Annotated in this window: 27 protein-coding genes; 21 read left to right on the top strand and 6 right to left on the bottom strand. The window is 67.1% G+C overall.

Annotation, left to right across the window (positions count from 1 at the left end; translation table 11 throughout):
* Positions 1–432 precede the first annotated feature (432 nt).
* The 5 genes from AB0M22_RS25445 to AB0M22_RS25425 all read left to right on the top strand — a co-directional run bounded on the left by AB0M22_RS25445 (position 433) and on the right by AB0M22_RS25425 (position 3940).
* Positions 433–1419, top strand: a complete 987-nt coding sequence (locus tag AB0M22_RS25445) for a heme o synthase (protein WP_364731513.1) — start codon at positions 433–435, stop codon at positions 1417–1419.
* 179 nt (positions 1420–1598) lie between these two features.
* Positions 1599–1937 (top strand): WXG100 family type VII secretion target, encoded by a 339-nt coding sequence (locus AB0M22_RS25440; RefSeq protein ID WP_364731510.1) that lies wholly within the window; start codon positions 1599–1601, stop codon positions 1935–1937.
* A complete protein-coding gene (locus AB0M22_RS25435; RefSeq protein WP_364731507.1) occupies positions 1937–2242 on the top strand; it encodes a WXG100 family type VII secretion target in 306 nt (101 codons plus the stop codon). The genes AB0M22_RS25440 and AB0M22_RS25435 overlap by 1 nt, the downstream gene beginning before the upstream one ends.
* 5 nt (positions 2243–2247) lie before the next feature.
* A complete protein-coding gene (locus AB0M22_RS25430; protein WP_364731504.1) occupies positions 2248–3531 on the top strand; it encodes a hypothetical protein in 1284 nt (427 codons plus the stop codon).
* 31 nt (positions 3532–3562) lie between these two features.
* The gene (locus AB0M22_RS25425; protein WP_364731501.1) at positions 3563–3940 is read left to right on the top strand and encodes a hypothetical protein; all 378 of its coding nucleotides are present in this window, start codon (positions 3563–3565) and stop codon (positions 3938–3940) included.
* Positions 3941–3991: 51 nt separating this feature from the next.
* Here AB0M22_RS25425 and AB0M22_RS25420 read toward each other — a convergent pair whose 3' ends face one another.
* Complete coding sequence (locus tag AB0M22_RS25420; RefSeq protein ID WP_364731497.1) at positions 3992–5407, bottom strand: FAD-dependent monooxygenase; 1416 nt, start codon at positions 5405–5407, stop codon at positions 3992–3994.
* Positions 5408–5497: 90 nt separating this feature from the next.
* On the opposite strand from AB0M22_RS25420, the gene AB0M22_RS25415 reads away from it, so the two are divergent.
* Positions 5498–6094 carry a TetR/AcrR family transcriptional regulator gene (locus tag AB0M22_RS25415; protein ID WP_364731986.1) on the top strand — a complete coding sequence of 199 codons (597 nt, stop codon included), beginning with the start codon at positions 5498–5500 and terminating at the stop codon, positions 6092–6094.
* 68 nt (positions 6095–6162) lie between these two features.
* Here the strand turns inward: AB0M22_RS25415 and AB0M22_RS25410 are convergent, their stop codons facing one another.
* A complete protein-coding gene (locus AB0M22_RS25410; RefSeq protein WP_364731494.1) occupies positions 6163–7128 on the bottom strand; it encodes a quinone oxidoreductase in 966 nt (321 codons plus the stop codon).
* 61 nt (positions 7129–7189) lie between these two features.
* Here AB0M22_RS25410 and AB0M22_RS25405 point away from each other — a divergent pair, with 61 nt between their 5' ends.
* The 4 genes from AB0M22_RS25405 (at position 7190) to AB0M22_RS25390 (ending at position 10109) form a co-directional block, all read left to right on the top strand.
* Positions 7190–7540, top strand: a complete 351-nt coding sequence (locus AB0M22_RS25405; RefSeq protein WP_364731491.1) for a hypothetical protein — start codon at positions 7190–7192, stop codon at positions 7538–7540.
* A gap of 3 nt (positions 7541–7543) precedes the next feature.
* The gene (locus AB0M22_RS25400; protein ID WP_364731489.1) at positions 7544–8320 is read left to right on the top strand and encodes a transporter substrate-binding domain-containing protein; all 777 of its coding nucleotides are present in this window, start codon (positions 7544–7546) and stop codon (positions 8318–8320) included.
* A 109-nt stretch (positions 8321–8429) separates the two neighbouring features.
* Positions 8430–8639, top strand: coding sequence for a hypothetical protein (locus tag AB0M22_RS25395; RefSeq protein ID WP_223885307.1), 210 nt, complete (start codon positions 8430–8432; stop codon positions 8637–8639).
* Between the two features lie 9 nt (positions 8640–8648).
* Entirely contained in the window at positions 8649–10109 is a 1461-nt protein-coding gene (locus AB0M22_RS25390) for an SPFH domain-containing protein (protein ID WP_364731486.1), read from the top strand.
* Here AB0M22_RS25390 and AB0M22_RS25385 read toward each other — a convergent pair.
* Positions 10082–11062 (bottom strand): 2-hydroxyacid dehydrogenase, encoded by a 981-nt coding sequence (locus AB0M22_RS25385; protein WP_364731484.1) that lies wholly within the window; start codon positions 11060–11062, stop codon positions 10082–10084. The two genes, AB0M22_RS25390 and AB0M22_RS25385, sit on opposite strands and share 28 nt — an antisense overlap.
* 220 nt (positions 11063–11282) lie before the next feature.
* Between AB0M22_RS25385 and AB0M22_RS25380 the strand changes: the two genes are divergently transcribed.
* The 11 genes from AB0M22_RS25380 to AB0M22_RS25330 all read left to right on the top strand — a co-directional run bounded on the left by AB0M22_RS25380 (position 11283) and on the right by AB0M22_RS25330 (position 20987).
* Positions 11283–12092, top strand: coding sequence for an ABC transporter permease (locus AB0M22_RS25380; RefSeq protein ID WP_364731481.1), 810 nt, complete (start codon positions 11283–11285; stop codon positions 12090–12092).
* 74 nt (positions 12093–12166) lie between these two features.
* Positions 12167–12961, top strand: a complete 795-nt coding sequence (locus tag AB0M22_RS25375; protein ID WP_364731984.1) for an ABC transporter permease — start codon at positions 12167–12169, stop codon at positions 12959–12961.
* Positions 12962–12964: 3 nt separating this feature from the next.
* Positions 12965–13993, top strand: coding sequence for an MlaD family protein (locus AB0M22_RS25370; RefSeq protein ID WP_364731478.1), 1029 nt, complete (start codon positions 12965–12967; stop codon positions 13991–13993).
* Positions 13990–14997, top strand: a complete 1008-nt coding sequence (locus AB0M22_RS25365) for an MlaD family protein (RefSeq protein WP_364731476.1) — start codon at positions 13990–13992, stop codon at positions 14995–14997. Before AB0M22_RS25370 ends, AB0M22_RS25365 begins: the two co-directional genes overlap by 4 nt.
* Positions 14994–16040 carry an MlaD family protein gene (locus AB0M22_RS25360; protein ID WP_364731473.1) on the top strand — a complete coding sequence of 349 codons (1047 nt, stop codon included), beginning with the start codon at positions 14994–14996 and terminating at the stop codon, positions 16038–16040. Before AB0M22_RS25365 ends, AB0M22_RS25360 begins: the two co-directional genes overlap by 4 nt.
* Complete coding sequence (locus AB0M22_RS25355; RefSeq protein WP_364731470.1) at positions 16010–17089, top strand: MCE family protein; 1080 nt, start codon at positions 16010–16012, stop codon at positions 17087–17089. The genes AB0M22_RS25360 and AB0M22_RS25355 overlap by 31 nt, the downstream gene beginning before the upstream one ends.
* On the top strand, positions 17086–18105 hold the full coding sequence (locus tag AB0M22_RS25350; RefSeq protein WP_364731468.1) for an MlaD family protein: 1020 nt from the start codon (positions 17086–17088) through the stop codon (positions 18103–18105). The genes AB0M22_RS25355 and AB0M22_RS25350 overlap by 4 nt, the downstream gene beginning before the upstream one ends.
* The gene (locus AB0M22_RS25345) at positions 18102–19046 is read left to right on the top strand and encodes an MlaD family protein (protein WP_364731465.1); all 945 of its coding nucleotides are present in this window, start codon (positions 18102–18104) and stop codon (positions 19044–19046) included. Before AB0M22_RS25350 ends, AB0M22_RS25345 begins: the two co-directional genes overlap by 4 nt.
* Positions 19047–19061: 15 nt before the next feature.
* Positions 19062–19673 (top strand): hypothetical protein, encoded by a 612-nt coding sequence (locus AB0M22_RS25340; protein ID WP_364731462.1) that lies wholly within the window; start codon positions 19062–19064, stop codon positions 19671–19673.
* A gap of 43 nt (positions 19674–19716) precedes the next feature.
* Positions 19717–20391, top strand: coding sequence for a TetR/AcrR family transcriptional regulator (locus AB0M22_RS25335; protein ID WP_364731459.1), 675 nt, complete (start codon positions 19717–19719; stop codon positions 20389–20391).
* Positions 20388–20987, top strand: coding sequence for a TetR/AcrR family transcriptional regulator (locus AB0M22_RS25330; RefSeq protein WP_364731457.1), 600 nt, complete (start codon positions 20388–20390; stop codon positions 20985–20987). Before AB0M22_RS25335 ends, AB0M22_RS25330 begins: the two co-directional genes overlap by 4 nt.
* On the opposite strand, the gene pip is transcribed toward AB0M22_RS25330, so the two are convergent.
* The 3 genes from pip to AB0M22_RS25315 form a co-directional block, all read right to left on the bottom strand.
* Positions 20984–21943, bottom strand: coding sequence for a prolyl aminopeptidase (pip, locus tag AB0M22_RS25325; RefSeq protein ID WP_364731455.1), 960 nt, complete (start codon positions 21941–21943; stop codon positions 20984–20986). The genes AB0M22_RS25330 and pip overlap by 4 nt on opposite strands.
* Positions 21944–21953: 10 nt before the next feature.
* Positions 21954–22502, bottom strand: a complete 549-nt coding sequence (locus AB0M22_RS25320; RefSeq protein ID WP_364731452.1) for an anthrone oxygenase family protein — start codon at positions 22500–22502, stop codon at positions 21954–21956.
* An 84-nt stretch (positions 22503–22586) separates the two neighbouring features.
* Positions 22587–23555 (bottom strand): heme A synthase, encoded by a 969-nt coding sequence (locus AB0M22_RS25315; protein WP_364731450.1) that lies wholly within the window; start codon positions 23553–23555, stop codon positions 22587–22589.
* Positions 23556–23574 lie beyond the last annotated feature (19 nt).

Genomic DNA, 23574 nt, shown 5'->3' with positions numbered 1-23574 from the left:
CCGAGGTTCTCCTGACATTGGTTTCGTCGACGGCGGCATTACTGGCGGCGATGAACGCACGGCAGCGGCGCGTGCAAGCCGGTGTGTACCCAACCACCCTAGATGTGCCCGCTCAGCAGCACGAGGGGAACCCTGTGTTTATCGGCTGCGTCTGTCGGCCACACGGCCGCGGCCTGTTCGCGGGCCCGGAGGTCGCGCGCGAATGATGTCCGTTGCCCCGTGTGCTGGACCACATTTCGGACGTTGTTGCGTGGGGCTATGCGCGGAGCAGGGTCGGCGGGGGTCTACCATCCTCTGTAGTAGTAGCCGCGCCGCACGGCTGAAGGGGCGCCGAGGCGGGCGAAGGTCCAGCTCTCGCGCATCCAGGTCGGCGGGACCGAGCGCGCTGCTTGGTCCATGCCGGATGCGATGCACAGCGTGCGAGGAGAAACAGTGCGGATTGGGCAACAGCCGGGTGGCAATGGCGCGCACGGCTCCGCTCCGACGGCGCTGGCCGACCGGTTCGCGGGTCCGGGCCTGCCGTCCCGATTGACCCGGCGGGTGCTCGCGTATATCGCGCTCACCAAGCCGCGGGTCATCGAATTGCTGCTGGTGGCGACGATTCCGACGATGCTGCTCGCCGACCGCGGGCACATCGACATCCGGCTCATCCTGGTCACCCTCTTCGGCGGCTGGATGGGCGCGGCCAGCGCGAACACCCTGAACTGCGTCGCCGACGCCGATATCGACAAGGTGATGAAGCGGACCGCGAAGCGCCCGCTGGCCAGGGAGGCGGTGCCGACCTCGCACGCCTTCGTGTTCGGCGTGCTGCTCGGCCTGGCCTCGTTCGCCTGGCTGTGGTGGCAGGCGAACCTGCTCAGCGGCGTGCTCGTGGTCGCGACGATCCTGTTCTACGTCTTCGTCTACACCCTCGGCCTCAAGCGCCGCACCTCGCAGAACGTGGTGTGGGGCGGCGCGGCCGGCTGCATGCCCGCGCTGGTCGGCTGGTCCGCGGCGACCGGCGGCATCGGCTGGCCGGCCATCGCGCTGTTCGGGGTGATCTTCTTCTGGACGCCGCCGCACACCTGGGCGCTGGCCATGCGCTACAAGGAGGACTACCGCGCGGCCGGCGTGCCGATGCTGCCGGTAGTGGCGACCGAGCAGGTCGTGACCAAGCAGATCGTCATCTACACCTGGCTCACCGTGCTCACCACACTCGCCCTGGTCCCCGCGACCGGTGTCGTGTACGCGGCCGTGGCGCTGGTGGCCGGAGCGTGGTTCCTGCTCATGGCGCACCAGCTGTACTCCGGCGTGCGGCGCGGCGAGTCGGTGAAGCCGCTGCGTCTGTTCCTGCAATCGAACAACTATCTCGCCGTGGTGTTCTGCGGCCTCGCCGTCGATTCCGTGCTGGGCTGGGACACCTTGGGCAGCTTCCTCTGACCGACCGCTGCCCGACTTTGCTGGTCGTGAGCAGGCTTCGCGTTGCGAGCTGGTGCGGCGTGGGTTGTGTGCGCCGACACAATTCACCGTCAGACGGGAACCGAACCGCATTGGCCCCCGTCTAATCACTGTGATCTGCCTAATCACAGTGATCTGCACCAGTATTCGAGGACTGCCCTATGACCGGCTCACCTAGCTCGACCGACTTCGCCCTGGTCCCGGAGGAGGTCACCGACGCCGGCCGCTATCTTCAGCAGGTAGCCGAGACCCTCGTCAACGGACTGACCTCCCTCGACACCGACGTCACGACCATGCTGTCCAACTGGCGTGGTACGTCCGCCGATTCGTTCAGCGCAGGCTGGACCGAAACCAAGCAGGGCGCCGATACCATCCTCGAAGCGCTGGCCGACATGGCCGAACTGCTCGGCGTCACGAGCAAGACACTCGAGGACCTGGACAGTGCACGGATGACGGCCACCTCCGCCCTGGCCGGGTCCCTTGATCTGCCGGGTCTCTGATGGTCGAGAACGCGCAACCCTTCCGCGTCGATCTCGACGAACTCGAACAGCTCGTCGCCCGGGTGTCCGGATTCGTCGGCTTCCTCAACGACAGCCTCGACGGTTTACAGCAACGGGTTTCCGCCGTCCAGCAGAACTGGAACGGCGCCGCCGCCGACGCCCAGGCCGCGGCATTCCGTGAATGGCACACCGGTGCAACCGATGTCGCCGACGGTATGGCCACCATGCGGCAAGCAGTCCTGGACGCGCACGGTAGATACAACGCCGCCATCGCCGCGAACCTCACAATGCTGGGCAGGGCCTGACACCGATGTCGACCCTGGTGGTCGACCCCACCGTGTATTCGCTGGCCGGGGCGTCGATGCATTCCTATGCCACCGAGTACCAGCGGGTGTACGCCGCGCGGATCGCTGCCCTCAGCGGCACCGCCAATATGGGCGGCAACGTCGGCGAGTCCAAAGCGTGGGCAACGTCCTACGATTCGACCGTCACGACGGCGATGAGCATGACCGAGTTGCTCATCACCGCGATGGGCAACTACTCCAATATCCTGCGCGAGCTCGGCTATAACCATGCCTTGGCCGACTATGTCGCCGGCACCGGCCGACCGGAACCGGCCAAACCGACCCAGCTCGCCCCGGTGTGGGCGCCGTGCCTGGTGCCGCCGCCATCGGCAGGCGGCCCGGGCAGCGGCCTGTTCGACGACGTCGGATTCGCGGTGTCGGCGCTGGAGAACTTCGGCGTTTCGATGCCCGACGGCGAACCGCATGACCTACTGACCGCCGCGGATACCTGGGACAAGTTCGGCGACGAGTCCGGTGTGGGCAACCTGCCCACCCTGCTGGACCAGCTCGCGAAGACCTTCGACAGTGAGACCGCGCCCGACGCAGCGCATGTCGATGAGGACATTCGTGAGTTGAAGAAGTCGGCTGAAGGGGTCCTCACTCTCTACAAGGACCTGGCCAAGTCCTGCCGCGAGCACCGCTCCGCGATCCTGGAGTTCCGGACACAGCTCGGCCAGTTGCTGGTCGATCTCGCGAAGGACCTCGCCCAGGAAATCGCCGAAACCGTCGTCCTCAGTGTCATCGCGGGCGCCTTGACCGCCGGATTCGGCGCCGCCGCCATCGCCGCCGCCAAGGCAGGCAAGCTCGCGCTGAAGATGAAGGCCTACGTCGATCGCGTGCTTGCCGCCAAACGCGCAGCCAAATTCGTGGAGAAGGTCGCCCAGACCGGCGATGATCTCGAAGCCCGGCGCACCGAGATGCAGCGGATCGCGGACCTCCTGGCGAAGCGCGTCGGTGACGTGACAAAAGCCGCCAACCGCAAGCGCCAGGAGTCCCTCGACTATGCCTTGAAGGACGATCCGATGGGCCACGTGTTCGACAAAGTGGAGCACAAGCTCGACGGCTTCGTTCAGCAGTCGGGCGGCCGTAATGCAGCCATGACGAAGTTGATTGATAGCGTTCAGGGGGTGCCCGATGGAGTCTACGGCCCGGCCAACCCGCTGGTACGCACCATCGATGGTCAGACAATCCACATGCGCGGAGCGATGATCGATGGAGTCTTCAAGATCAGTACAGCGTTTATCCCCTGACAAATAAGATGCAGACCAAAGCCGAGGAAGCATGAGTAGAGTACAGGTAACCCCGCGCCGACTTAATACTCGTGAAGAGTCGATTATCCGAAAGTTGCTATCGGTGGATTTTCCTGGCGTGGAAGAATTCGTGTCTCAAATTTCGCACACCCAGGTGGTCGCTACGTGGGGTAAGGGGTCTCAAAGCCTGGACTTCCGTGTCCTTCCCGAAGTGCCGAAAGGTCCTGCTGCGGATGGCGAGTTGCCGGTGTTCGGGGAAGTCGCAGACGCCAACGGGACCATTACCGGCTTTATTACACTTTGGGTAAAGGACGGCCTCCTGAATGCGCTCGAATACGGATCGCACACCGATGACAGTCCGGCGTCACTGCCGGATCTTCCGGCTGTCTCCGTTAGTCGATTCAAATAGGATCAGGACTGCTCACAGCAGAAGATCTACGCGGCCGGTGAAAACCTACCTTCAACTGTGTTGGGCGAGGTAGCCGTCGGGACGGACCACAACTCGGGTTCCGTCGACCGCGTGGTACGCGGCGAATGCGTGACCTTCGACATCGACGACATGGCGGCCTGCTGCGGTGGTGCCGGGGCGGATGACGGCGTAGGCGTCGGCGGGGAGTTCGCCGGTTTCGCCGAAGTACAGGTGCGTCGTGTGCGGACCGCGGAACAGGTCGAACATGCGAATCGGATTGCCTGCCATGTCCTTCAGCGGTGCGTCGGGGGCACGATCGCCCGGGACCAGCGGGCGGCGGTCGGCCGGGTCGCGGTAGCTGATGTCGAGTTGCTGGGTTTCCGGGCCGCGTTCCATCGCGTCCTCGTCGCCGTCGACCAGTTTGTCGAGCAACGCGGAGCTGACGCCGAGCACGCTGGCGGCGACGGTTCGCCGCTCGGATTCGTAGCTGTCCAGCAGTGATTCGTCGCCGTTCAGGGCGGCGGCGAGCTTCCAGCCGAGGTTGTAGGCGTCCTGGATGCCGGTGTTCATGCCCTGCCCGCCGGTCGGCGGATGCACGTGGGCGGCGTCGCCGGCCAGGAAGACGCGTCCGTCGCGGAACCGTTCGGCCAGCCGGACATTCGGCCGCCAGACGGTGACCCAGGTCAGTTCGGTCAGCGTGAGATCGGTGCGGCCGGAATAGCGGTCGGCGTACTCCTGCAAGACCGCGAGGGTCGGCTCGGCGTCGCCGGTCAGCGGGGCGGCGAACTGGAACTGCCGCCCACCGGGCAAGGGGGACAACGCGATTCCCTCCATCGGCCGATCGGCCCCGGCGAACCAGTAACCGAACTCGTGATCGAGCACGTCGGCCCGGACATCGCCGAGCAGCATGCGCAGCGACTCGTCGGTGGTGCCCTCGAACGCGATACCCAGCTGCTTGCGCACGGTGCTGCGCCCGCCGTCCGCGCCGACCAGGTAGTCGGCGCGCACGGTCTCCTCGGCCGCGCCGCGGCGCAAGGTGGCGGTGACGCCGGTCGCGTCCTGTTCGAAGCCGGCCAGCGCCGTGCCGAGCTCGACCTGAACCCCGAACTCCGCGAGCCGCGCGCGCAGGATCGCCTCGGTGCCGGACTGCCCGAGCAGCCACGGATTGGGGTAGGGGAGCGCGGGCGTCGGCTCGATCGGCTCCCACATCCGGCGCTCGCCGACGAACTCGCCGCCGAGGTAGGCCCGCATGATCGGCGTCGGAATGCCCGCGGCCAGCACCGCGTCCAGCACGCCGAGGTCGTCGAACACCTCCAGAGTGCGCGGCTGGATGCCGTCGCCGCGCGAGCCCGCGAAGAACTCGGTGGCCTGATCGATGACGCGCACCGGGATGTTCCGGCGGGCCAGATCGAGGGCGAGGATCAGGCCGGTGGGTCCGGCGCCGGCGACGAGTACCTGGTTCCGCATGATTTCTCCTTGATGAACTTACATTCAATGAATTCTGATTCAGTATTGGAGTTGGTACGTTCCCTGTCAAGGAGGTGGGTGCAGGTGTCGATGAGTCGCAAGGAGAAGTCGGCCGAGACCGAGCTCGCGCTGAAGGCGGCGGCCCTACGGCTGTTCGCGGAGCGGGGCTACCTGAACACCAAGATCGTCGACATCACGACCGCGGCCAATCGCGCGGCCGGGTCGTTCTACAACCATTTCGCCGGCAAGGAGGAACTACTCCAGGCGCTGCTGAACGACGTCGCGGCGGCGGGCGACGTGACCGCGGAGGGCCCGGACCACAACCCGGACTTCACCGATCCGGCGGCGATCCGCTTCCACGTCGAGGGCTACTGGGTCGCGGCCCGCCAGCACTGGGCGGTATTCCGATCGATCCAGCAGGCGGCCCTGGTCAACGACGAATTCGCCAGGCAGGCTGGGCAGTTCGCGATCCAGCAGCGGCAGGACATCGCCGATCACCTGGACGGGTTCGGACCGCGTGGGCTCACGTTACCGACCACGCCCGATGCCAGCCTGGCGATGATGTTCCTGCTGACCACCAGCATGGTGCAGGCCGTCGAAGAAGGCACCGTCGAACTGAACGACAAACAAGCCGTAGAAGCCCTGACCCGCTTCATCTACCGCGGCCTCACCGGACTGGATTACTGACCTGACGTAGCGAGCGTGTTCTTGACGCAGGTTGCAGCGTGCGTCAAGAACACGCTCGCTACGTCAAGTCAGGGGAGCAGGACGATGGAGCCGGTGGTTTTGCGGGCTTCGAGGTCGCGGTGGGCTTGTTCGGCTTCGGCTAGGGGGTAGGTTGCGCCGATCAGGATGCTTAGCGTGCCGTTGGCGATGGCGTTGAAGATATCGGTTGCGCGCCAGACCAATTCGGCGCGGTCGCGGGTGTAGAAGGCGAGGCTGGGGCGGGTGACGAACAGGGAGCCGGCGCCGTTGAGGCGTTGCAGATCGAACGGGGGGACCGGGCCGCTGGCCGCGCCGAAGAGGGCGAGCATGCCGCGCACGCGCAGCGACGCGAGGCTGGCCTCGAAGGTGGCCGCGCCGACTCCGTCGTAGACCGCGGCGACGCCGGTACCGTCGGTGAGCGCCCGGACCTGATCCGCGAGATCGTCGTCGTAGCGCAGCACCTCGGCGGCGCCCGCCTCGCGGGACAGCTTCTCCTTCGCGTCCGAGGACACCGTGGTGATCACGCGGGCGCCGCGCGCCGCGGCGAGCTGGGTCAGGATCAGGCCGACGCCGCCCGCGCCCGCGTGCACCAGGACGGGCTCCCCGGGCTGCGGGGTGTAGATCGACTCGATCAGATAGTGCGCGGTCATGCCCTGGAGCAGTGCCGACGCGGCGACCGCCGGTTCGACCTCGTCGTGCACATTGATCGCGGCCTCCGCGTTCACCGCGACCCGCTCGGCGTAGCTGCCCGGTCCGGCGGCCCACGCGACCCGGTCGCCGACGGCGAACTCGGTGACGTTCGCGCCGATCTCGGCGATCACCCCGCTCGCCTCTGAGCCGGGGACGTACGGCACCGCCTGCGGGTAACGCCCCGTCCGGATGTAGGTGTCGATGTAGTTGATGCCGATCGCCTGCACGTCGACCAGCAGCTGGTCCGGGCCGATCTGCGGATCGGGCACCTCGACGTACTTCAGCACTTCGGGACCGCCGTGTTCGGACACCTGGATCGCACGCATGAGATCTGTTCTACACCGACAGGTGCTGGACGGTTTCCTACTGGTCGGTAAACTTCCCTCCATGAGTGCTCAAGCCGCCACGGCCCCAGTGAAGTTGTCGGGCGCCCTCGTGGAGTCCGTCAAGGGATTCGTCGCCGATCACGACGGTTCGGCCACCGCCGTGCTGCAGCCGGTCGGCCGGGCCGGCGTCCGGGTGACGCTGGTCGGCGCCGACGGCATCCTCGGCGACCGAGTGGTCGCCGACCTGGAGACCGCGAAGGAACTCGTCGCCACCGTCGACGGCCTGACCGAGGCCGACGAGTGGGACCGCGAGCTGACCTCGATCGTCACCCCGCGCAAGTCGCACTGGGCCCAGATGGCCGGCTGGGTAGCCCGGCAGAAGAAATTCCCCAAGGCGCGCAACGAGAGCTGAGCGATGCGCGGAACGCGACTGCTCAGCGCGCTGCTGCTGGCCGGGACAGCCCTTGTCGCACCGGCGATTCCGGCCGCCGCCGAGCCGAATGCCCTGCGCGTGTGCACGCCGGGCGACTATCCGCCGTATTCGATCGCCGCGGGCGGATACCGCGGCGTGGACATCGATCTGGCCCGCGGATTCGCCGATGTACTGCGGCGGCCGGTCGAATTCGTTCCGGTCACCTGGGCCACCCTGAAGACGGATTTCGCTGAGCGGCAGTGCGATATCGCCGTCGGCGGCATCTCCGACTCGCCCGCCCGCCGCGCCTTCGCCGACTTCTCGATCACCTACGGCACCGACGGCAAGACGCCGATCACCCGGCGCGGCAACGACACCGACTACTCGACCATCGAGCAGATCAACCGCCCCGAGGTGCGGGTAATCGCGAATCGTGGTGGCACCAACGAGGAATTCGCCCGCAAGAACTTCCCGGACGCCCAGCTCACCCTCTGGCCGGAGAACCTCACCATCTTCGACGAGGTCGAACAGGGTCGCGCGGACGTCTTCGTCACCGACGGCGTCGAGGGTCGCTACCGCGTCCGCCAGCATCCCGGTCTCCAGGTGCTGCATCCGGACAAGCCGTTCGACTCGTTCGGCAAGGTGCTGCTGGTCCGCAGAGACGATCCGGTCCTGTCCACCGCGCTGAACGCTTGGCTGGCAACGCAACTCGTGACCGGCGGCGTGGATCGCCTGTTCGACCAGTGGATCGGGCCGAACGCGACCGTCCCGGTCGGCTGAGCGGCCTGTGGGTGGGCCGCTGCCCCGTATGGTTTTCGTAAAGATGCTTGCGGCAGGCGATTCGGCGGGGTCACCGTGAAGGGTCGAACCGTAGGGGTCGGAGGTATCGGTGGCGACGGACGTGATCGGTAAGGTCGCGCGCGTAACCGCGGCGATTCGGCCGGACCATCTCGGCGAGGTGGTGATCGAGGTGCGGGCGGGGACCGAACGATTCCTGGCGCGGGCCGCGGACGGGGAGACAACCATTCCGAAGCACACCCAGGTGCTCGTGATCGGGAGCCTGGGTGGTCGCACGGTCGAAGTCACTCCCTTGAAATGAAGGTGCATCATGGACGTCCAACTCTTGGTCGTCATCGGGATCGTCGTCGTCGCTCTCATCCTGTCCGCCGTGCTGTTCCGCCTGTCCTGGCGCGTCGCGGAACCCGATGAGGCACTGATCATTTCGGGCTTCCGGGCCGGCGAGGGTCCATCCGGGGTCGGCGAGAGCATGGGCTTCCGGATCGTCACCGGCCGCGGCTGCTTCGTCATGCCCGGCCTGACCAAGGTGCGCTTCATCTCGCTGGAGGCGCACGAGAGCCAGATCCTGGTGCCGTGCGTGAGCCAGCAGAAGATCAACCTGCAACTGGGCGGCGTGGTGGTCTACAAGATCGGCGACGACTACCGGTCCATCGCCAACGCCGCCCGCCGCTTCCTGGATCGGCCCGCCGAGGAGCTGGAAACCAAGGTGCAGAACGTCTTCGTCGGACATCTGCGCGCGATCGCGGGTTCGATGACCGTCGAGGACATGATCAGCGATCAGGACAAGTTCTCCGAGCAGGTGCGCGACCGCTGCTCGCAGGAGATGGAATCCTTCGGCCTGGTGATCGACAGCTTCCAGATCCAGTCGATCGCCAGCGGCTCCAATTACATTGCCAACCTTGCTATTCCGCATCAGGCCGCGGTCGAGCAGCAGGCACGGATCGCGCGGGCGAACGCCGACCGGGAGGCGATCGAGCAGGAGCAGGCGGCGCAGCGGCAGATCGCGCTGGCGATGCGCGACACCCAGATCAAGAAGGCGGAGTACCAGGCCGAGATCGACAGCGCCAGTCAGGAAGCCGCGCAACAGGGTCCGCTCGCGGAGGCCACCGCGCGACAGGCCGTGGTCGAGGTGGCGACAAAGGTCTCCCAGCTCGAAGCGCAGCAGATGGAACAGCAGTTGCAGGTGGACGTGCGCAAACCCGCGGACGCGGAGGCCTACCGGCAGACCACCCTCGCGACCGCCAGCCGCGACGCCCGCATCAGTCAGGCCGAGGCCGACGCCCAGGAAACTCGGTTGCGCGCGGAAGCCGCTGCGGCACAAACGAAGATGCAGGCGCTCGCCGAGGCGGAGTCGATCAAGTTGCGGGCGGCGGCGCAGGCCGACGCGACCCGGCTGGCCGGTCAGGCCGAGGCGGACGCGATCAAGGCCCGCGGCCTGGCCGAAGCCGACGCGGTCCGCGCGCACATGGCGGCCGAGGCGGCGGGCATCCAGCTGCGCTCCGAGGCGATGAGCCAGAACCAGGAGGCGGTGATCGCCCAGCAGATCGCCGAGAAGCTGCCGCAGATCGTCGCCGCGGCCGCGGCTCCGTTCGAACACATCGACAAGTTCACCGTGCTCAACGGCGCCCAAGGGGTGACCTCGGCGCTGGCCGAGATCATCCAGCAGGCCGGCGCGCTGACCTCGATGGCCCGCGAATCACTGCTCCCGGCAATGACTTCCGGCGTCAAACCGGCGGAGAACGGTCACTCCGGCGCCGATCTGCCGAAGTGACCTCGCGGCGCTGATCGCCGCCCGAAACCTGGTGCGCAACGCTCAATATTCGCCGCGCACCAGGTTTTCGGCTCTTCGCCCGCGAGGAAGCGGACGATCTCCGCGCGGACGACGGCATAGCCGCGTTCGAAACTCCCGGTGCTGTTGCCGCCGACGTGCGGGGTGAGGACGAGGTTCGGGGCGGTCCACAGCGGATGCCCCGGCGGGAGCGGTTCGGGGTCGGTGACATCCAGCGCGGCCCGCAACCGGCCCGACCGGAGTTCGGCCACCAGCGCGTCGGTGTCGACGATCGGACCGCGGGCGATATTGACCAGGATGGCGTGGTCGTCCATCGCGGCGAGGAACGCGGCGTCGACCATTCCGGTGGTGCGCGAGGTGACCGGGACAGTCAGCACGACGACCTCGTGTCCGGGGATAAGTCCAGGCAGTTCGTCGACGCCGTGCACGCCGTCTCGGGCCCGGCTGCCGACCAGCGTCACCGCGGTGTCGAACCCGGTCAGCCGGCGAACCAGCTCGGCGGCGAGATCACCGGCCCCGACGATCAGGATCCGCTTGCCGACCAGCGTCTCCGTTTGATGGAAGTCCCAGTGCTGTGCGCGCTTGGCATCGGTGAAGCCGCCGAGGTCACGGTAAATATGCAGCAACGCGGCCATTACCCACTCCGCCGAACTGCCGCCGTGCGCGCCGCGTCCGGTGGAAAGCCGCACGCCGTCGGGCAACTGACTGATCCAGCCCTCGGCGCCCGCGGTCATCGTCTGCACCAGCCGCAGCTTGGTCAGCCGGCTCAGGTCGACCGTGTCGGCTTTGGAGAGAAACTCGGGTACCAGCACCTCCGCGTGCTCGGCACCGTCCGGCAACACTTCACCTGCGTGGTAGCGCAATAGTTGCACGTCGTCGATCCCGGACAGCGCCGTCATGCCGTAGTCGTCCGGCACCAGAACAATGACCGCCATGTAGGCCAGGTTAGTGGCCGCGGCACCGGACGCGCAGGCTTGTGTCCGGACAATTTCCGGCCGTTGCGGCCAGGAGAGCGCATTTGTCCGCAACTGTCTCAGTCGGTGAGAGGAATCCATCAAAACGACCGCAGAGTGACATATCAGTCGGTTAAATTGGGCCTCGCCGGGGGGAGCCGGTGGAATCGAGGTAGCAGTGGTCGTAGACAGGGTCGCTCGGGTGTCCGAGCCACTGGTGCGGTGGGGATTCGATCTGGTGCTGAAGAGTTTGCGGACCTTCGGCCGGACACTACAACTGGCGGCCGCCGCGTTCAGCTTCCTCGTCGGCGACATCATCAAACTGCGGCATCCGTGGCGGGACACGCTTCAGCAGGGCTGGTTCATCGTCAGCGTCACCGCGATTCCCGCTGTGCTGGTGGCGATTCCGTTCGGCGTGATCGTCTCGGTCCAGGTCGGCAGCCTGACCCAGCAGGTCGGCGCGACCTCGGTGGCCGGCGCGGCGGGCGGGCTCGGCGTCATCCGGCAGGGCGCGCCGATGGTGACCGCGCTGCTGCTCGGCGGCGCGGCCGGCTCGGCGATCGCCTCGGATCTCGGGGCGCGCACGATCCGCGAAGAGGTAGACGCGTTGCGCACCATGGGCATCGACCCGGTGCGGCGACTGGTCGCGCCGCGGCTGGCGGCCATGATCGTGCTGACGCCGCTGCTGTGCCTGCTGGTCATCTTCATGGGCGTGTTCACCGGTTACGTGGTGGCCGTGGGCTTCCAAGGCGTGACGCCGGGCAGCTATCTGTCCTCGTTCGCGGCCTTCGCGACCATGGCCGACCTCGCGGTGGCGATCGCCAAGTCGGTCGTGTTCGGGGTGATCGTGCTGATCGTCGCCTGCCAGCGCGGGCTGGAGGCGACGCACGGACCGAAGGGCGTCGCGAACGCGGTGAACGCGGCCGTGGTGATCGGGGTGATCGCCGCGTTCGGCGTGAATCTCGTGATCACCCAGCTGGTTTCGATGTTCCTGCCGCAAAAGGTGGGCTGATGACCGAGATTCCCGCCCAGTACCGGCCGTTCGGCCGGGCAGGCCGCCTCGTCGAGCGCGGCGCCCGCGGACCGATGTCGCTGTTCGAATCGCTCGGCCATCAACTGACTTTCGTGATCCAGGTGCTCGCCGCGGTGCCGCACACGCTGCGCGCCTACCGCCGCCAGACCATGCTGATCCTCACCGACATCACCTGGGGCAGCGGCAATATCATCGTCGGCGGCGGCACCGTGGCGGTGCTGGTGTTCCTCGGCGTCGCGGTCGGCGGCTCGATCGGCGTGGAGGGTTTCACCGCGCTGAACATGGTCGGCATGGGCCCGCTCACCGGATTCGTCTCCGCCTACGCGAACACCAGGGAGATGGCGCCGATGGTCGCCGCGATCGGTTTCGCGGCGCAGGCGGGCTGCCGGATGACCGCCGAGATCGGCGCGATGCGCATCTCCGAGGAGATCGACGCGCTGGAAGCCATTGGCATCCGGCCGATTCCGTTCGTGGTGTCCACCAGGGTGATCGCGGGCATGATCACCATCGTCCCGCTCTACCTGCTGACGCTGATCCTCAGCTACCTGTCCTGCGCGGTGGTGGTCAACGTGCTGCACGGCCAGTCCTCGGGCACCTACTACCACTACTTCGACGCCTTCCTGCAACCCGGCGACGTGATCGCGTCGCTGATCAAGGCGACGGTCTTCGTGGTGATGATCATCCTGATCCACGGCTACCAAGGGTTTTACGCGACCGGCGGACCCGAGGGGGTCGGCCGCGCCTCGGGCCGGGCCATCCGCGCCAGCCTGGTGCTGGTGGTGATCGCGGACATGATCATGACGATCGTCTTCTGGGGTCTCGATGTCGGAATCAAGATTTCGGGGTGACGCGTGCCGATATTCGTTGATCATTCAGGGCGCACCGCCGGGCGGTGGATGCTGCGACTACGCGGGCTGGTCGTCGCGGCCGTCATCGTGGTGGTGGCCGTGTTCACCACGCAGTACGCGCGCGGGAACTTCGCCGACAAGTTCACCCTCACCATCGATGCGGCCACCCTCGGCGAGGGGCTCGCGCCGGGCGCGGAGGTGAAGTTCCGCGGCTTCGGCATCGGCACCGTGCGCAAGGTCCAGACCGTCGACTACGGGCACCAGCGCATCGAGCTGGCCTTGGATCGCACGCAGGCGGCCGCGCTGACCGACGACGTGTCGGCGCGGTTCACCTCGTCGAACATCTTCGGTTCCAGCGCAATAGAATTGGTGAACACCGGCCACGGCGGACGGCTGCCGGAGAACACCACGCTGTTCATCGGCGCCAACGCGAGCAACGCGACCGTGTCGAGCGTGTTCCGCCGGGCCGCGCGGCTGACCCAGGTGCTCGACTCCGACACCGTGCGCGCGCTGTTCGATCTGCTGCTGGACAACACCGCCTCGCTCGGTCCCGCGGTGCAGTCGTTCTTCGCCACCGCCAGGGTGCTCGCATTGAATCAACGTGCGCCGCTGGGGCATTACCTGGATATCGGCGCCGACATCGGCACCGGCGCCGCGCAGGTGACCCCGCCGGTGGTCGACGTGATCCTCGGGGTGCTCGACAACAGCGAGTATTTCGGCAGCGCGGAGAACCGCGAGCGGACCAAGCATTCGCTGTCCGCGTTGGATACCGGTCTGCTGCTGTCGGTTACCGATCTCCTGCGCAAGGACAACCCCGATCTGGCGGTCATCCTCGGTGGCGTGCTGGATCTGGTGGTGCCGATCAGCGCGTCGATCGGCACCGTCGCGCCCGCGTACAACCGGTTGCCCGCCTTGCTCGCCCGGATCGACAGCGCGTTCCCGGTGGTCGACGGCCGGGTGCAGTTGCAGCTCGAGGTAATCGTGAAAAACATGCCCTATCTGGCGGATTCGATCATCGGGGTACCGCGATGAACAGTGTGACCGGCGCGGCCGTCAAGCTCGGCATCTTCGTCGCGATCGTCGCGGTGTGCTCGGCTTTCATTGTGGCCGCGCTGAATACGCCGGTACCGGAGGACAAGGTCTCCTACGACGCTGTCTTCACCGATATTTCGGGGCTCTACGCCGGAGATGTGGTGCGGATGTCCGGCGTTGCGGTCGGGAAGGTCGACGACGTCGCGCTGGACGGTGCTCGTGCGCGAGTGCGATTCACCGTCGACCGGCGGCGCCCGGTGTTCGACAACACCGAAGCCGCTGTGCGGTACCAGGATCTGATCGGGCAGCGCTACATCGAGTTGATGACCCCGAAGACCGGCGGGGTACGGCTCGGCGCCGGCGCGACCATTCCGGTGGAGCGCACGATTCCGAGTTTCGATGTGTCCAAGCTGTTCAACGGTTTCAAGCCGCTGTTCGAGACGTTGGATACCGCCCAGCTCAACCAGTTCGGCACCAACATCCTGCGGGTGTTGCAGGGCGACGGCAGCGGCATCGGACCCGCGCTCGCCGACCTGGAACGGCTCACCAAGCACGCCAAGAGCAGCGAGGCGGTGGTCGTGCTGCTGATCCACAACCTGGGTGAGATCTCCCGCTCGATCGGCGGAAAGTCCGCGGCGGTAGGCGATCTGGTCAAACAGTTGAACGGCGTGCTGAGCGCGTTCGGCAGCCGGACCGCGGCGATCATCACCGCCATCGAACAGGCCAACCGCACCCTGGTGCCGCTCATCCCGCTGCTCGAGGAACTGCAAGGGGCCTACGACCAGAGCTATCTGCCGCTGGACGGGCTGCTGCGCAGGCTGTTGCCGCAGACCGATCAGCTGGTCGAAATCCTCTCGCTGGTGCCGTCATTGCTCGCCGGGCTCAACCAGAACATCCCGGCGAGCGGCGAGGCGAAGACGTATTCCTGCGCGGGCGGGGAACTCGGGCTACCCGGCATCGGCAACGTCGTGCTCGGCAACCAGAAGCTGGTGGTGTGTAAATGACCGGTGCGGCAAGGCAACTGGCCGGGCTCCCGTTCCGGCTCTTCGGCGAGCTGAAACAGCTGCGCGGCGAGAAGTCGGAATCCTGGTCCCAATTGCGCTGGGGGATCGCCGGAGTGCTGGTGAGCGTGCTCGCTCTGCTGGCCGCCGCGGTCCTCTATGTGGTGCCCTTCGGTGAGCAGTCCTACACGGCGGACTTCCGTAGTTCCGGCGGCACGCGCACCGGCGACGAGGTGCGGATCGCGGGAATCAAAGTGGGACAGGTCCGTTCGGTGGAACTGGTCGGCGACCACGTTGAGGTGCGCTTCGGCGTGGACCGCGAGGTGCACGTCGGGGACGCCTCGTCGGTGGCGGTGAAGATGCTGACCCCGATCGGCGGGCACTACCTGTCGCTGGCTCCGCAGGGGGAGTCAGCGCTGGGCGGCAAGCACATTCCGCCGGAACGGACCGCAACGCCGTTCGAGCTGACCGACATCATCGACGTCGCCACCCCGGTGCTGAATCAGGTCGACGGCACCACGCTGCGCGGCACCATCGCCGAGGTGAACGCCGCGCTGGCCGGTCAACCGGACGCGGTGCGCTCGATCATCGGCAACTTCAACGACCTGACCGGCGTACTGGCCGACCGGTCCAAGCAGCTGGATTCGGCGGTGCAGGTGTCCGACGAATACGTCGGCGCGATCGCCACCGACCGGGCCGTGCTCGCCGACTTCGTGCGGGAACTCGGCGTCGTCGCGGTGGTGCTCGGCCAGCGCAAGGGCGAGGTCGTCCAGGTCTTCGAGCTGTTGAAGCGGCTGTTCGCGGTGATTCACCGGCCGGTGCTGGCGTACGGCGATTCGATCGAGCCGTCGGTCGCCGAATTCGAGGCGCTGTTCAACAAACTCGTGCAGGATCCCGGCCGGCTCGACTCGGTGATCGCGGGGATCAAGGACTTCATCGGGAAGATCTCCGCCATGCTCGGCGCGGACGGGGTGACCATCGACCAGTCCGCCAGCGTGATTCGCGGTCCGGCACTGTGCATTCCGTACGAGGGGAGGACGTGCTGATGCGGGCCTGGGGCAGAACAGGATTGGTCGTCGCCGCGGTGGTCGTAACGGTCGCGGTGGTGGTCGGCGTGAGCGGCGCGACCTGGATCGACCGGGTCCAGCCGGCGAAGCAGACGATGTGCGCCGAATTCACCGACACCGTCGGGCTTTACGAAGGCAACACCGTCACCATGCTCGGCGTGGAGATCGGCACCGTCTCCGGCATCGAGGCGCTCGGCGATCGCATGAAGGTGACCATGACGATCGACGGTAAGCGCGAGCTGCCCGCCGATATCAAGGCGGTGACCATGTCGAGTTCGATCGTCACCGACCGGCACGTCGAGCTGACCAAGACCTACACCGGCGGCCCGAAATTCGATACCGCGCACTGCATTCCGCTGGACCGGACCAGGACGCCGGTCGGCATCAGCGAGGCGCTGGACGCGCTCGGCAAGCTGTCCGGCGACCTGCTCGGCGGGCAGCAGTCGCCGACGCCGGGCGCGCCGTCGGACACCCTGCTCGACCAGACGATCACCGGCGCGGTCCGTTCCCTCGACGGCACCGGGCCGCAGTGGAACGCCCTGCTGCAACGCCTGTCCCAGGTCGTCGGCGATCCGGCGGACCGGGATGTGGTGATCCGCAGGCTGGTCGACAACCTCGATCAGCTCACCACCATGTTCATCACGAACTGGCCGGATATGCAGGTGCTGCTGGACAATCTGAAGAACGGCGTCCAGCTGGTCGACGGCTTCTCCGCGGAACTGTCCAGGGCGGTCGATCTCGCGCTGCAATTCCTGCCGGTGATCGCGCGCAATGTCGGCAAGTACGACCAGCAGTCCTACGAGTTCCTGGACCGGATCGTGCCGGAGGTGCACCGGTACGCGGTGCTGGCGGGCAGCATCGTCGACCTGCTGGTGCAGTTGCCGCCGCTGACGAATCAGCTGACCCAGGTGTTCGACCCGGCGACCGGCGCGGTGCGGGTGAATTACCGTCCGCCGCACTATGAGTCGGCGGACGGCAGTCAACCTGGTCTGGTCCAGGTGATCCTCGGATCGTTGGGGGCGCCGTGAAGCGACTGATACCCGCGCTCGGCGCGGTGCTGCTGCTGTTGACCGGTTGTGGCCTGCGCGCGACCGACGTGCCGATTCCCGGAACGTATCTGGCGGGGGACACCTTCACCATCCGGATCGAATTCGGCTCCGTGCTCAACCTGCCCGACCGGGCCAAGGTGATCGCCGAGGGCGTCGAGGTCGGCATGCTCGACCGGATCGAACTGGTCGGGGACACCGCCGTTGCCACCGTCGACCTGAAATCCGATGTGCAACTGCCCAAGTCGGCCACCGCGGAACTGCGGCAGAGCACCATCCTCGGCGACATCCACATCGCGTTGCAGGCGCCGCCGAACGCGGGGCCGCCGTTCCTGGTGAACGGCGACGTCATCCCGCGCTCGCGCACGGTGCCCGCCGCCAATGTGGAAGACATCCTGCGGGCGCTGTCGAACATCGTCACCGGCGGGCGTTTCGGTGAGATGCAGGAGCTGGTCGCCAGCGTCAACGCCTCCTTCCCGGCCGACCCGGCGGATCTGGCGCGTATCCTGGCCGGCGGCAAGAACGCGCTGCACGACCTGGCCACGCACGGCGAGGACATCGATCGGATCCTGGCCGCCGCGGCCAGCGTGACCACCACCCTGGAAGCGAACAAGGACAACGTCGACCGCACGCTCACCCTCGGGCCGAGCCGCGCCGCCGGCCTGTCCGACGTGCTGTTCGGGCTGGTCCAGCTGATCATCGACGGCGGCGAATTGGCCAGGTATGTCGGCGATCTCGCGCTGCCGATCCGCGGCGACCTGCACGACGTGATCAGCGTCCTCGCGCCCGCCGCGCGCACCATCGCGAGCGCGGACACCACGGTCCCGATGAACGTCGACGCGATGAACCGGTTGCTGCGCGACAAGCTGATCCCGTTCTTCAGTGCGCCGCCGAACATCCGGGTGCAGCGGGTCAGCGCGGACGCGGTCGCCGCCGACGCGGCGGCCCGCTCGGACCAGATGATCCAGGTGCTGCGGTCGATAGGAATGGTCCGATGAAGCTCTCCGGTCCGGTCTCGCTGGCGTTGCTGCTCGTCATGACGGTGGTGTGCGCCGCGTACATGGCCATCGGCGTGCTCGACATCGATCCGCGGCGCACGACGAATACCGTGACGGTGCTGATGGATTCGTCCGGCGGGCTGATGCAGACCTCCCAGGTCGACCTGCGCGGCATGCGGATCGGCAAGGTGCGCGCGATCACCGCCACCGGCACCGGGCTCGCGGTGCGGATCGAGCTGGACGCGAAGTACCGGGTGCCGATCGGCAGCGAGGTGCACGTCAGCAATCTGTCCGCGGCGGGCGAACAGTTCATGGACTTCCGCCCGACCGGCCTGGCCGGCCCGTATCTCGGCGACGGCAGCGTGATCCCCGCGCATCAGGTGCGCATCGCGACGACGGTCAGCGAGGCGCTGGCCAAGCTGGACGTGCTGAACGCGCAGATCGATCCGGCCAAGATCGAAAAGCTCGCCGCCATCCTGTCCCAGGGTTACGCAGGCCGGGAGCAGGAGATCGCCAACCTCACCCGGGCGCTGACCATGACGGCGCAGATGCTGCACGACAAACGCGACGAGATCACCCGGCTGTATGTGAACGGGCAGGACCTCGCCGAGAACTTCAACGGGTACGGTCCGGTGATCGGCGGCTGGGCCGACGATTTCACCTCGGTGCTGCCCGAGGTGGTGCACCTGATCAAGGGCTTCCAGGGTTATTCCTATGCGGGCGAGCATGTCTGGGACGAGCCGCTCGGACCGCTGGTGCAGAAGATCGATCAGTACCTGGCGGTGCTCGGGCCCGATCTCGCGCACATCGCCACCGCGTTGAAGCCGTCCACCAGTGTGCTGAAACCCGTTCGGGTGGACGCGGGTTCGATCATCGACCTGCTGTCGGCGACCTTCCCCGCGGACGGCACCGCCCGAATCACGCTCGACGTTCCGAAATAGAGAGTTGAGGACACCATGACCACGAACGAGCCCGCCGACGCGTCCGAAACCGGCACGGAGTCGACGACTGCCGCCGTGCCGACACCCGTCGCCACACAGGAGCCGAAGAGCTTGCGGCGCAACGGCATCGGCTACCTCCTCGGCGGCATCACCGTCCTGCTCACCGTGCTCAGCATCGCGCTCGGCCTGTCCTGGCAGTCCACCTCCGACGAGCTCAGCGCATTGCGCGGGCAGAACGCCGACCGGGACAAGGCCGCCGAGATCGCGAAGGACTACACGCTGCGCTCGCTCACCTACGACTACAAGAACCTGCCCGGGTTCTTCGACGGCGTGCAGCGCGGCACCTCCGACGCACTGCGCAAGCGCTACGACGAGGTGCACGACACGTTGGCGAAGATCATGAACGAGGCGCAGGTGGTGGCGACCGGGCAGGTACTGGGCACGACCGTGGACGCGCAGGGCAACGATCAGTTCTCGGTGACGGTGTTCGCGACGCAGAAGACGCAGAACATCCAGCAGCCGACGCCGGCCACCGTGCCGAACCTGCTGGTGGTCACCGTGGCGAAGAACGGCGGCAACTGGCAGGTCGTCGACTACGGCCCGAAGGGCGAGGCGGCGGCGCGTTGATAGGCTGATGAGCTATTTGTGCTGGTTCTGACGAAGGAGTGCTGTGCCGGAGCAGCCCCGCGCCGCCCGTCGTGGTCGGCCACCGCTGGCCGGCCTGCCGGAACGGCGCAGGCGGCAGATCATCGAGTCGGCCTATGCCGTGTTCGTCGAGCGAGGGTACGAGGCGACGGCGATCTCCGATGTGGCCGCGCACGCCGGTATCGGACAGGGGACGGTATACCGGTACTTCGCGAGCAAGCGCGAAATCCTTGATCATGTAGTCGATTTCGGGTTCGAGAAGCTCGTCGGCGCGTTGGAGCCGCATACGCTGCTGAGCCGTCCGACGTCGGCGGCGGAACTGCTGGCCGGGGTGCAGGCGGCGATCGTGCGGTTGTACGCCATGCTCGAGCACGATCCGGACTTCATCCGGCTGGTGCTGGTCGAGGCGAACGCGATCGACAAGGAGCTCAGCGATCGGCTGCTCGGGCTGGAGCTGCTCGTCAGTACCATTGTGGCGCAAGAACTTCGGCGCGGAGTCGCGGCCGGGTGGATTCGCGCGGACATCGACCCCGAAGTGACCGCGCACATTACGATGACCCTGGTGGTGCCCGGGCTGTTGCAGGAGATGCGCGGGGACAACACGCCGCAGGCCCGGGAGCGGGCCACCGCGGGGGTGCTCACCATGCTCGAAAAGGCGTTGCGGCCACGCGATTCCGTCGCCGCCGGACCCGAGCTATGAATGCTGCCCAACGCCGCGCCGAGCTGGTGTTCGCCGCCTATGAGCTGTTCGTGGACAAGGGATATCGGGCGGTGGTCGTCGCCGATATCGTCGCCCGGGCGGGGGTCAGCCACGGCACCTTTTACAACTACTTCACCAACAAGCGCGACATTCTCGACGCGGTCATCGACCACTACTTCGAGTTGATCCGCGACCGGGTGTTCGGCCGGGCGGTGGCCGGACAGCGGCCGCAGACCCTCGATGAGTTCTGCGTGCTGTCGGCTCGGGTCATCGACCAGTGCTACGAATTGGTCGAGGACGAACCGGGTTTGGTGACCTTCATCCTCCTGGAGGCGACCTCGATCGATGACCGGGTGGCCGAGCGTTCGATGCGGAATCTGACCGTGTACGGCGACGAGGCCACCGCGTGGATCAGGAACGGAATCGCGCTGGGGTACATGGATTCCGCGCTCGATCCGCGCTTGACCGGAGAGATCCTGCTCTCGATCCTGTTGTCCGCCTTGCTGTCCGCGATCCGGGCCGGCGCGGACGGGCTGGATCAGGTGCGAGTGCGCACCGATCTGGTCGGGTTCGTCCGGGCGGCGCTCGAACCCTAGCGGCGGCCGAAGCGGGCGACGGCGTCGAGGATGGTCGCGCGCATGGTGGGGCTGCCGGTGTGGCCGGATTCGTCGATGACGTGCAGTTCGGCGTCGGGCCAGGCCTGTGCCAGCTGCCAGGCGTTCCGGAGTGGGGTGCCGAGATCGAGTCGGCCGTGGATCAGCACGCCGGGGATGCCGACGAGCCTGTGCGCCTCATCGAGGAGTTGCCCGTCCGGAATCCAGGCGTCATTGGCGAAGTAGTGCGTGCAGATTCGGACGAAGGCGAGCAGCGCGTCATCGGGTCGGTCGCTGTAGGCCCCTGGGCTGCCGAGGGTTTCGTGCGCGATGACGGCGTCCTCCCACGCGCACCAATTGCGCGCCGCCGTCGCGCGCACGTCCGGATCGGGGTCGTTCATCAAACGGCTGTACGCGGCAACGAGATTCCCGTCGCGCTCGGATTCGGGCAGTCCGTTGCGGAAGGTCTCCCACGGGCCGGGCAAGAAGCGCGCGACGCCGCGATAGAGCCAGTCGGTCTCCTCCGGTCGGGTCATCGTTACGCTGACCAGCACGATCTCCGAGACCCGCGCGGGATAGCGTTCGGCGTAGGCGAGGATCAGCGTCGAACCCCAGGAACCGCCGTAGAGCAGCCACTTCTCGATGCCGAGGTGCACCCGGAGGCGCTCCATGTCTTCGATCAGGTGCTCAGTCGTGTTGTGGGCCATATCGACTGCCGGATCCGACGCGTGCGGCAGGCTCTCGCCGCAGCCTCGCTGATCGAACAGCACGATGCGATAGACGGCGGGATCGAAGTTCCTCCGCGCGCCGCGCTTCCCTCCGCCACCCGGCCCGCCGTGCACCACCAGGGCCGGCTTGCCGTCCGGATTGCCGCTGGTCTCCCAGTAGATCCGGTTGCCGTCGCCGACCTCGAGCAGTCCGTGCGCGTAGGGCTCGATCTCCGGAAATGGTTGTGTCACCGAGACGATGCTAGAAGATCCGAGCGGCCTCGGGGCGGTGGGTTCGGGCATGCAGCGCGAGCACGAATCCCGCCGCGGCGGCGATCGAGGTGAGGACGCGTGCATGGTTCCACCAGATCCACTGGGTGAACAGGTCGGCCCATCGCGCCGCGGCGTCCGGCGACGCCGGGTCGAGGGCGTCCACCGACGCGCTGATCGGGACGTTCCCTGCCCCGGTGATCACACCTACGGCCAGCAGGAACGCGATCCCGGCCGCGAGGGTCCACGGCGCGGCCGCGCTGCCCCAGGCGATGGCCGCCCGGACGATCAGCACGATGCACAGCGCGGCGGTGCCGAACATCAGCAGCATGAGCGGCGGGGTCACGGCGGTGCGGTTGAACGCCTGCATGGCCGAGATCCCTTGCGCGGCAGGCAATTCGTGCAGGCCCGGCATGATGACGAAGGAGAAGTCGAAGAACACCCCGGCGTTGATCGCCGCGGCGACGGCGGCCGCCGAGGTCAGCCGGCGGTCCGGGCTGCGGGTTCGCTTGTCCTGCGGGTGCGCTGTGTATTCGGTCATAGAGACAGCACATCAACCGGCGGTCCGATGCACCATGGCCGACAGGCGCACGGACATGCGGCATCGTCTACGACGAGCCGTCGGTCAGGCGGACTGCTTCGCGGTCGCGGCGGCGGGGAGCGGCTCGTGGGTGCGCAGCGACGCCCACAGCGCGGCGGTGGCGGCGACGCAGGCCGCGGCCCCACCGACGTGGATGACCACGAGCGCGGCCGGGACGTCGGTGAAGTACTGCACGATGCCGACCAGCGACTGCGAGCAGACGAGCGCGAGCAGCACGAACAGGCGTTTGCGGATTGCGGGGGTGATGCCGACCGCGAACAGGCCGAAGCCCAGGCCGATCAGCAGCGCCAGATAGCCGACGAGCAGCTGCGAATGCAGGTGCACGAGGGTGACGATCTCGATTTGCAGGCGCTCGACCTGACGCTCGATGCTCTTGTCGCCCGCGTGCGGCCCGGCGGCGGTGACCAGCGTTCCGGCGATCAGCACGCCGCTCAAGGCGACAGCGCTGAGTGCGGTCAGCCAGCGCAGTGGTGCGGGCGCCTGCACGGTGTCGACGCCGTCGTCGGGTTCGCTGATCTTCGCGTAGAGCACCACCGACAGCCAGACCATCAGCATCGAGGCGAGCAGATGCACCGAGACGGTCCACCAGAGCAGGCCGGTGCGCACGGTGATGCCGCCGATGATGCCTTGCAGGAGCGTGCCGCCGGGCATCAGCCAGGCGTAGATCAGCACGTCGCGGCGGCGCCGGGCGCGGATCACCGCGAGCACGATCAGCGCGGCGAACAGCGAGACGACGAAGGTGAGCAGCCGGTTGCTGAACTCGACGGCCTGATGCAGCACCGGCACCTCGGAGACGCCGATCGGGGTGAAGCTGCCGGGGAAGCACTCCGGCCAGGTCGGGCAGCCGAGGCCGGAGGCGGTGACCCGGACGACGGCCCCGGTGACCGCGATGCCCGCCTGCGTGAGGATGACCGCGATCGCGGTCAGTCGCTGCACCCGCAGCGAGGGCAGTGGCAGCTTGTCGACGAGTCGCAGAAAGGCGCGATACAGCACGTCACGATGGTAGAGCACG

Source organism: Nocardia sp. NPDC051756 (assembly GCF_040681495.1).
GTDB lineage: Bacteria > Actinomycetota > Actinomycetes > Mycobacteriales > Mycobacteriaceae > Nocardia.
The sequence above is the reverse complement of the archived record's forward strand: the minus strand, read 5'-3'. Positions and strand labels throughout refer to the sequence as shown.

Bases quoted from the DNA above. Each gene is read 5' to 3' on its own strand.
- AB0M22_RS25435 (WP_364731507.1), top strand. From the start codon at position 1,937: ATGGTCGAGAACGCGCAACCCTTCCGCGTCGATCTCGACGAACTCGAA.
- AB0M22_RS25345 (WP_364731465.1), top strand. From the start codon at position 18,102: ATGAAGCTCTCCGGTCCGGTCTCGCTGGCGTTGCTGCTCGTCATGACG.
- AB0M22_RS25425 (WP_364731501.1), top strand. From the start codon at position 3,563: ATGAGTAGAGTACAGGTAACCCCGCGCCGACTTAATACTCGTGAAGAG.
- AB0M22_RS25410 (WP_364731494.1), bottom strand. From the start codon at position 7,128: ATGCGTGCGATCCAGGTGTCCGAACACGGCGGTCCCGAAGTGCTGAAG.
- AB0M22_RS25340 (WP_364731462.1), top strand. From the start codon at position 19,062: ATGACCACGAACGAGCCCGCCGACGCGTCCGAAACCGGCACGGAGTCG.
- AB0M22_RS25385 (WP_364731484.1), bottom strand. From the start codon at position 11,062: ATGGCGGTCATTGTTCTGGTGCCGGACGACTACGGCATGACGGCGCTG.
- AB0M22_RS25405 (WP_364731491.1), top strand. From the start codon at position 7,190: ATGAGTGCTCAAGCCGCCACGGCCCCAGTGAAGTTGTCGGGCGCCCTC.
- AB0M22_RS25360 (WP_364731473.1), top strand. From the start codon at position 14,994: ATGACCGGTGCGGCAAGGCAACTGGCCGGGCTCCCGTTCCGGCTCTTC.
- AB0M22_RS25400 (WP_364731489.1), top strand. From the start codon at position 7,544: ATGCGCGGAACGCGACTGCTCAGCGCGCTGCTGCTGGCCGGGACAGCC.
- AB0M22_RS25440 (WP_364731510.1), top strand. From the start codon at position 1,599: ATGACCGGCTCACCTAGCTCGACCGACTTCGCCCTGGTCCCGGAGGAG.
- AB0M22_RS25330 (WP_364731457.1), top strand. From the start codon at position 20,388: ATGAATGCTGCCCAACGCCGCGCCGAGCTGGTGTTCGCCGCCTATGAG.
- AB0M22_RS25420 (WP_364731497.1), bottom strand. From the start codon at position 5,407: ATGCGGAACCAGGTACTCGTCGCCGGCGCCGGACCCACCGGCCTGATC.
- AB0M22_RS25375 (WP_364731984.1), top strand. From the start codon at position 12,167: ATGTCGCTGTTCGAATCGCTCGGCCATCAACTGACTTTCGTGATCCAG.
- AB0M22_RS25320 (WP_364731452.1), bottom strand. From the start codon at position 22,502: ATGACCGAATACACAGCGCACCCGCAGGACAAGCGAACCCGCAGCCCG.
- AB0M22_RS25415 (WP_364731986.1), top strand. From the start codon at position 5,498: ATGAGTCGCAAGGAGAAGTCGGCCGAGACCGAGCTCGCGCTGAAGGCG.
- AB0M22_RS25430 (WP_364731504.1), top strand. From the start codon at position 2,248: ATGTCGACCCTGGTGGTCGACCCCACCGTGTATTCGCTGGCCGGGGCG.
- AB0M22_RS25390 (WP_364731486.1), top strand. From the start codon at position 8,649: ATGGACGTCCAACTCTTGGTCGTCATCGGGATCGTCGTCGTCGCTCTC.
- AB0M22_RS25365 (WP_364731476.1), top strand. From the start codon at position 13,990: ATGAACAGTGTGACCGGCGCGGCCGTCAAGCTCGGCATCTTCGTCGCG.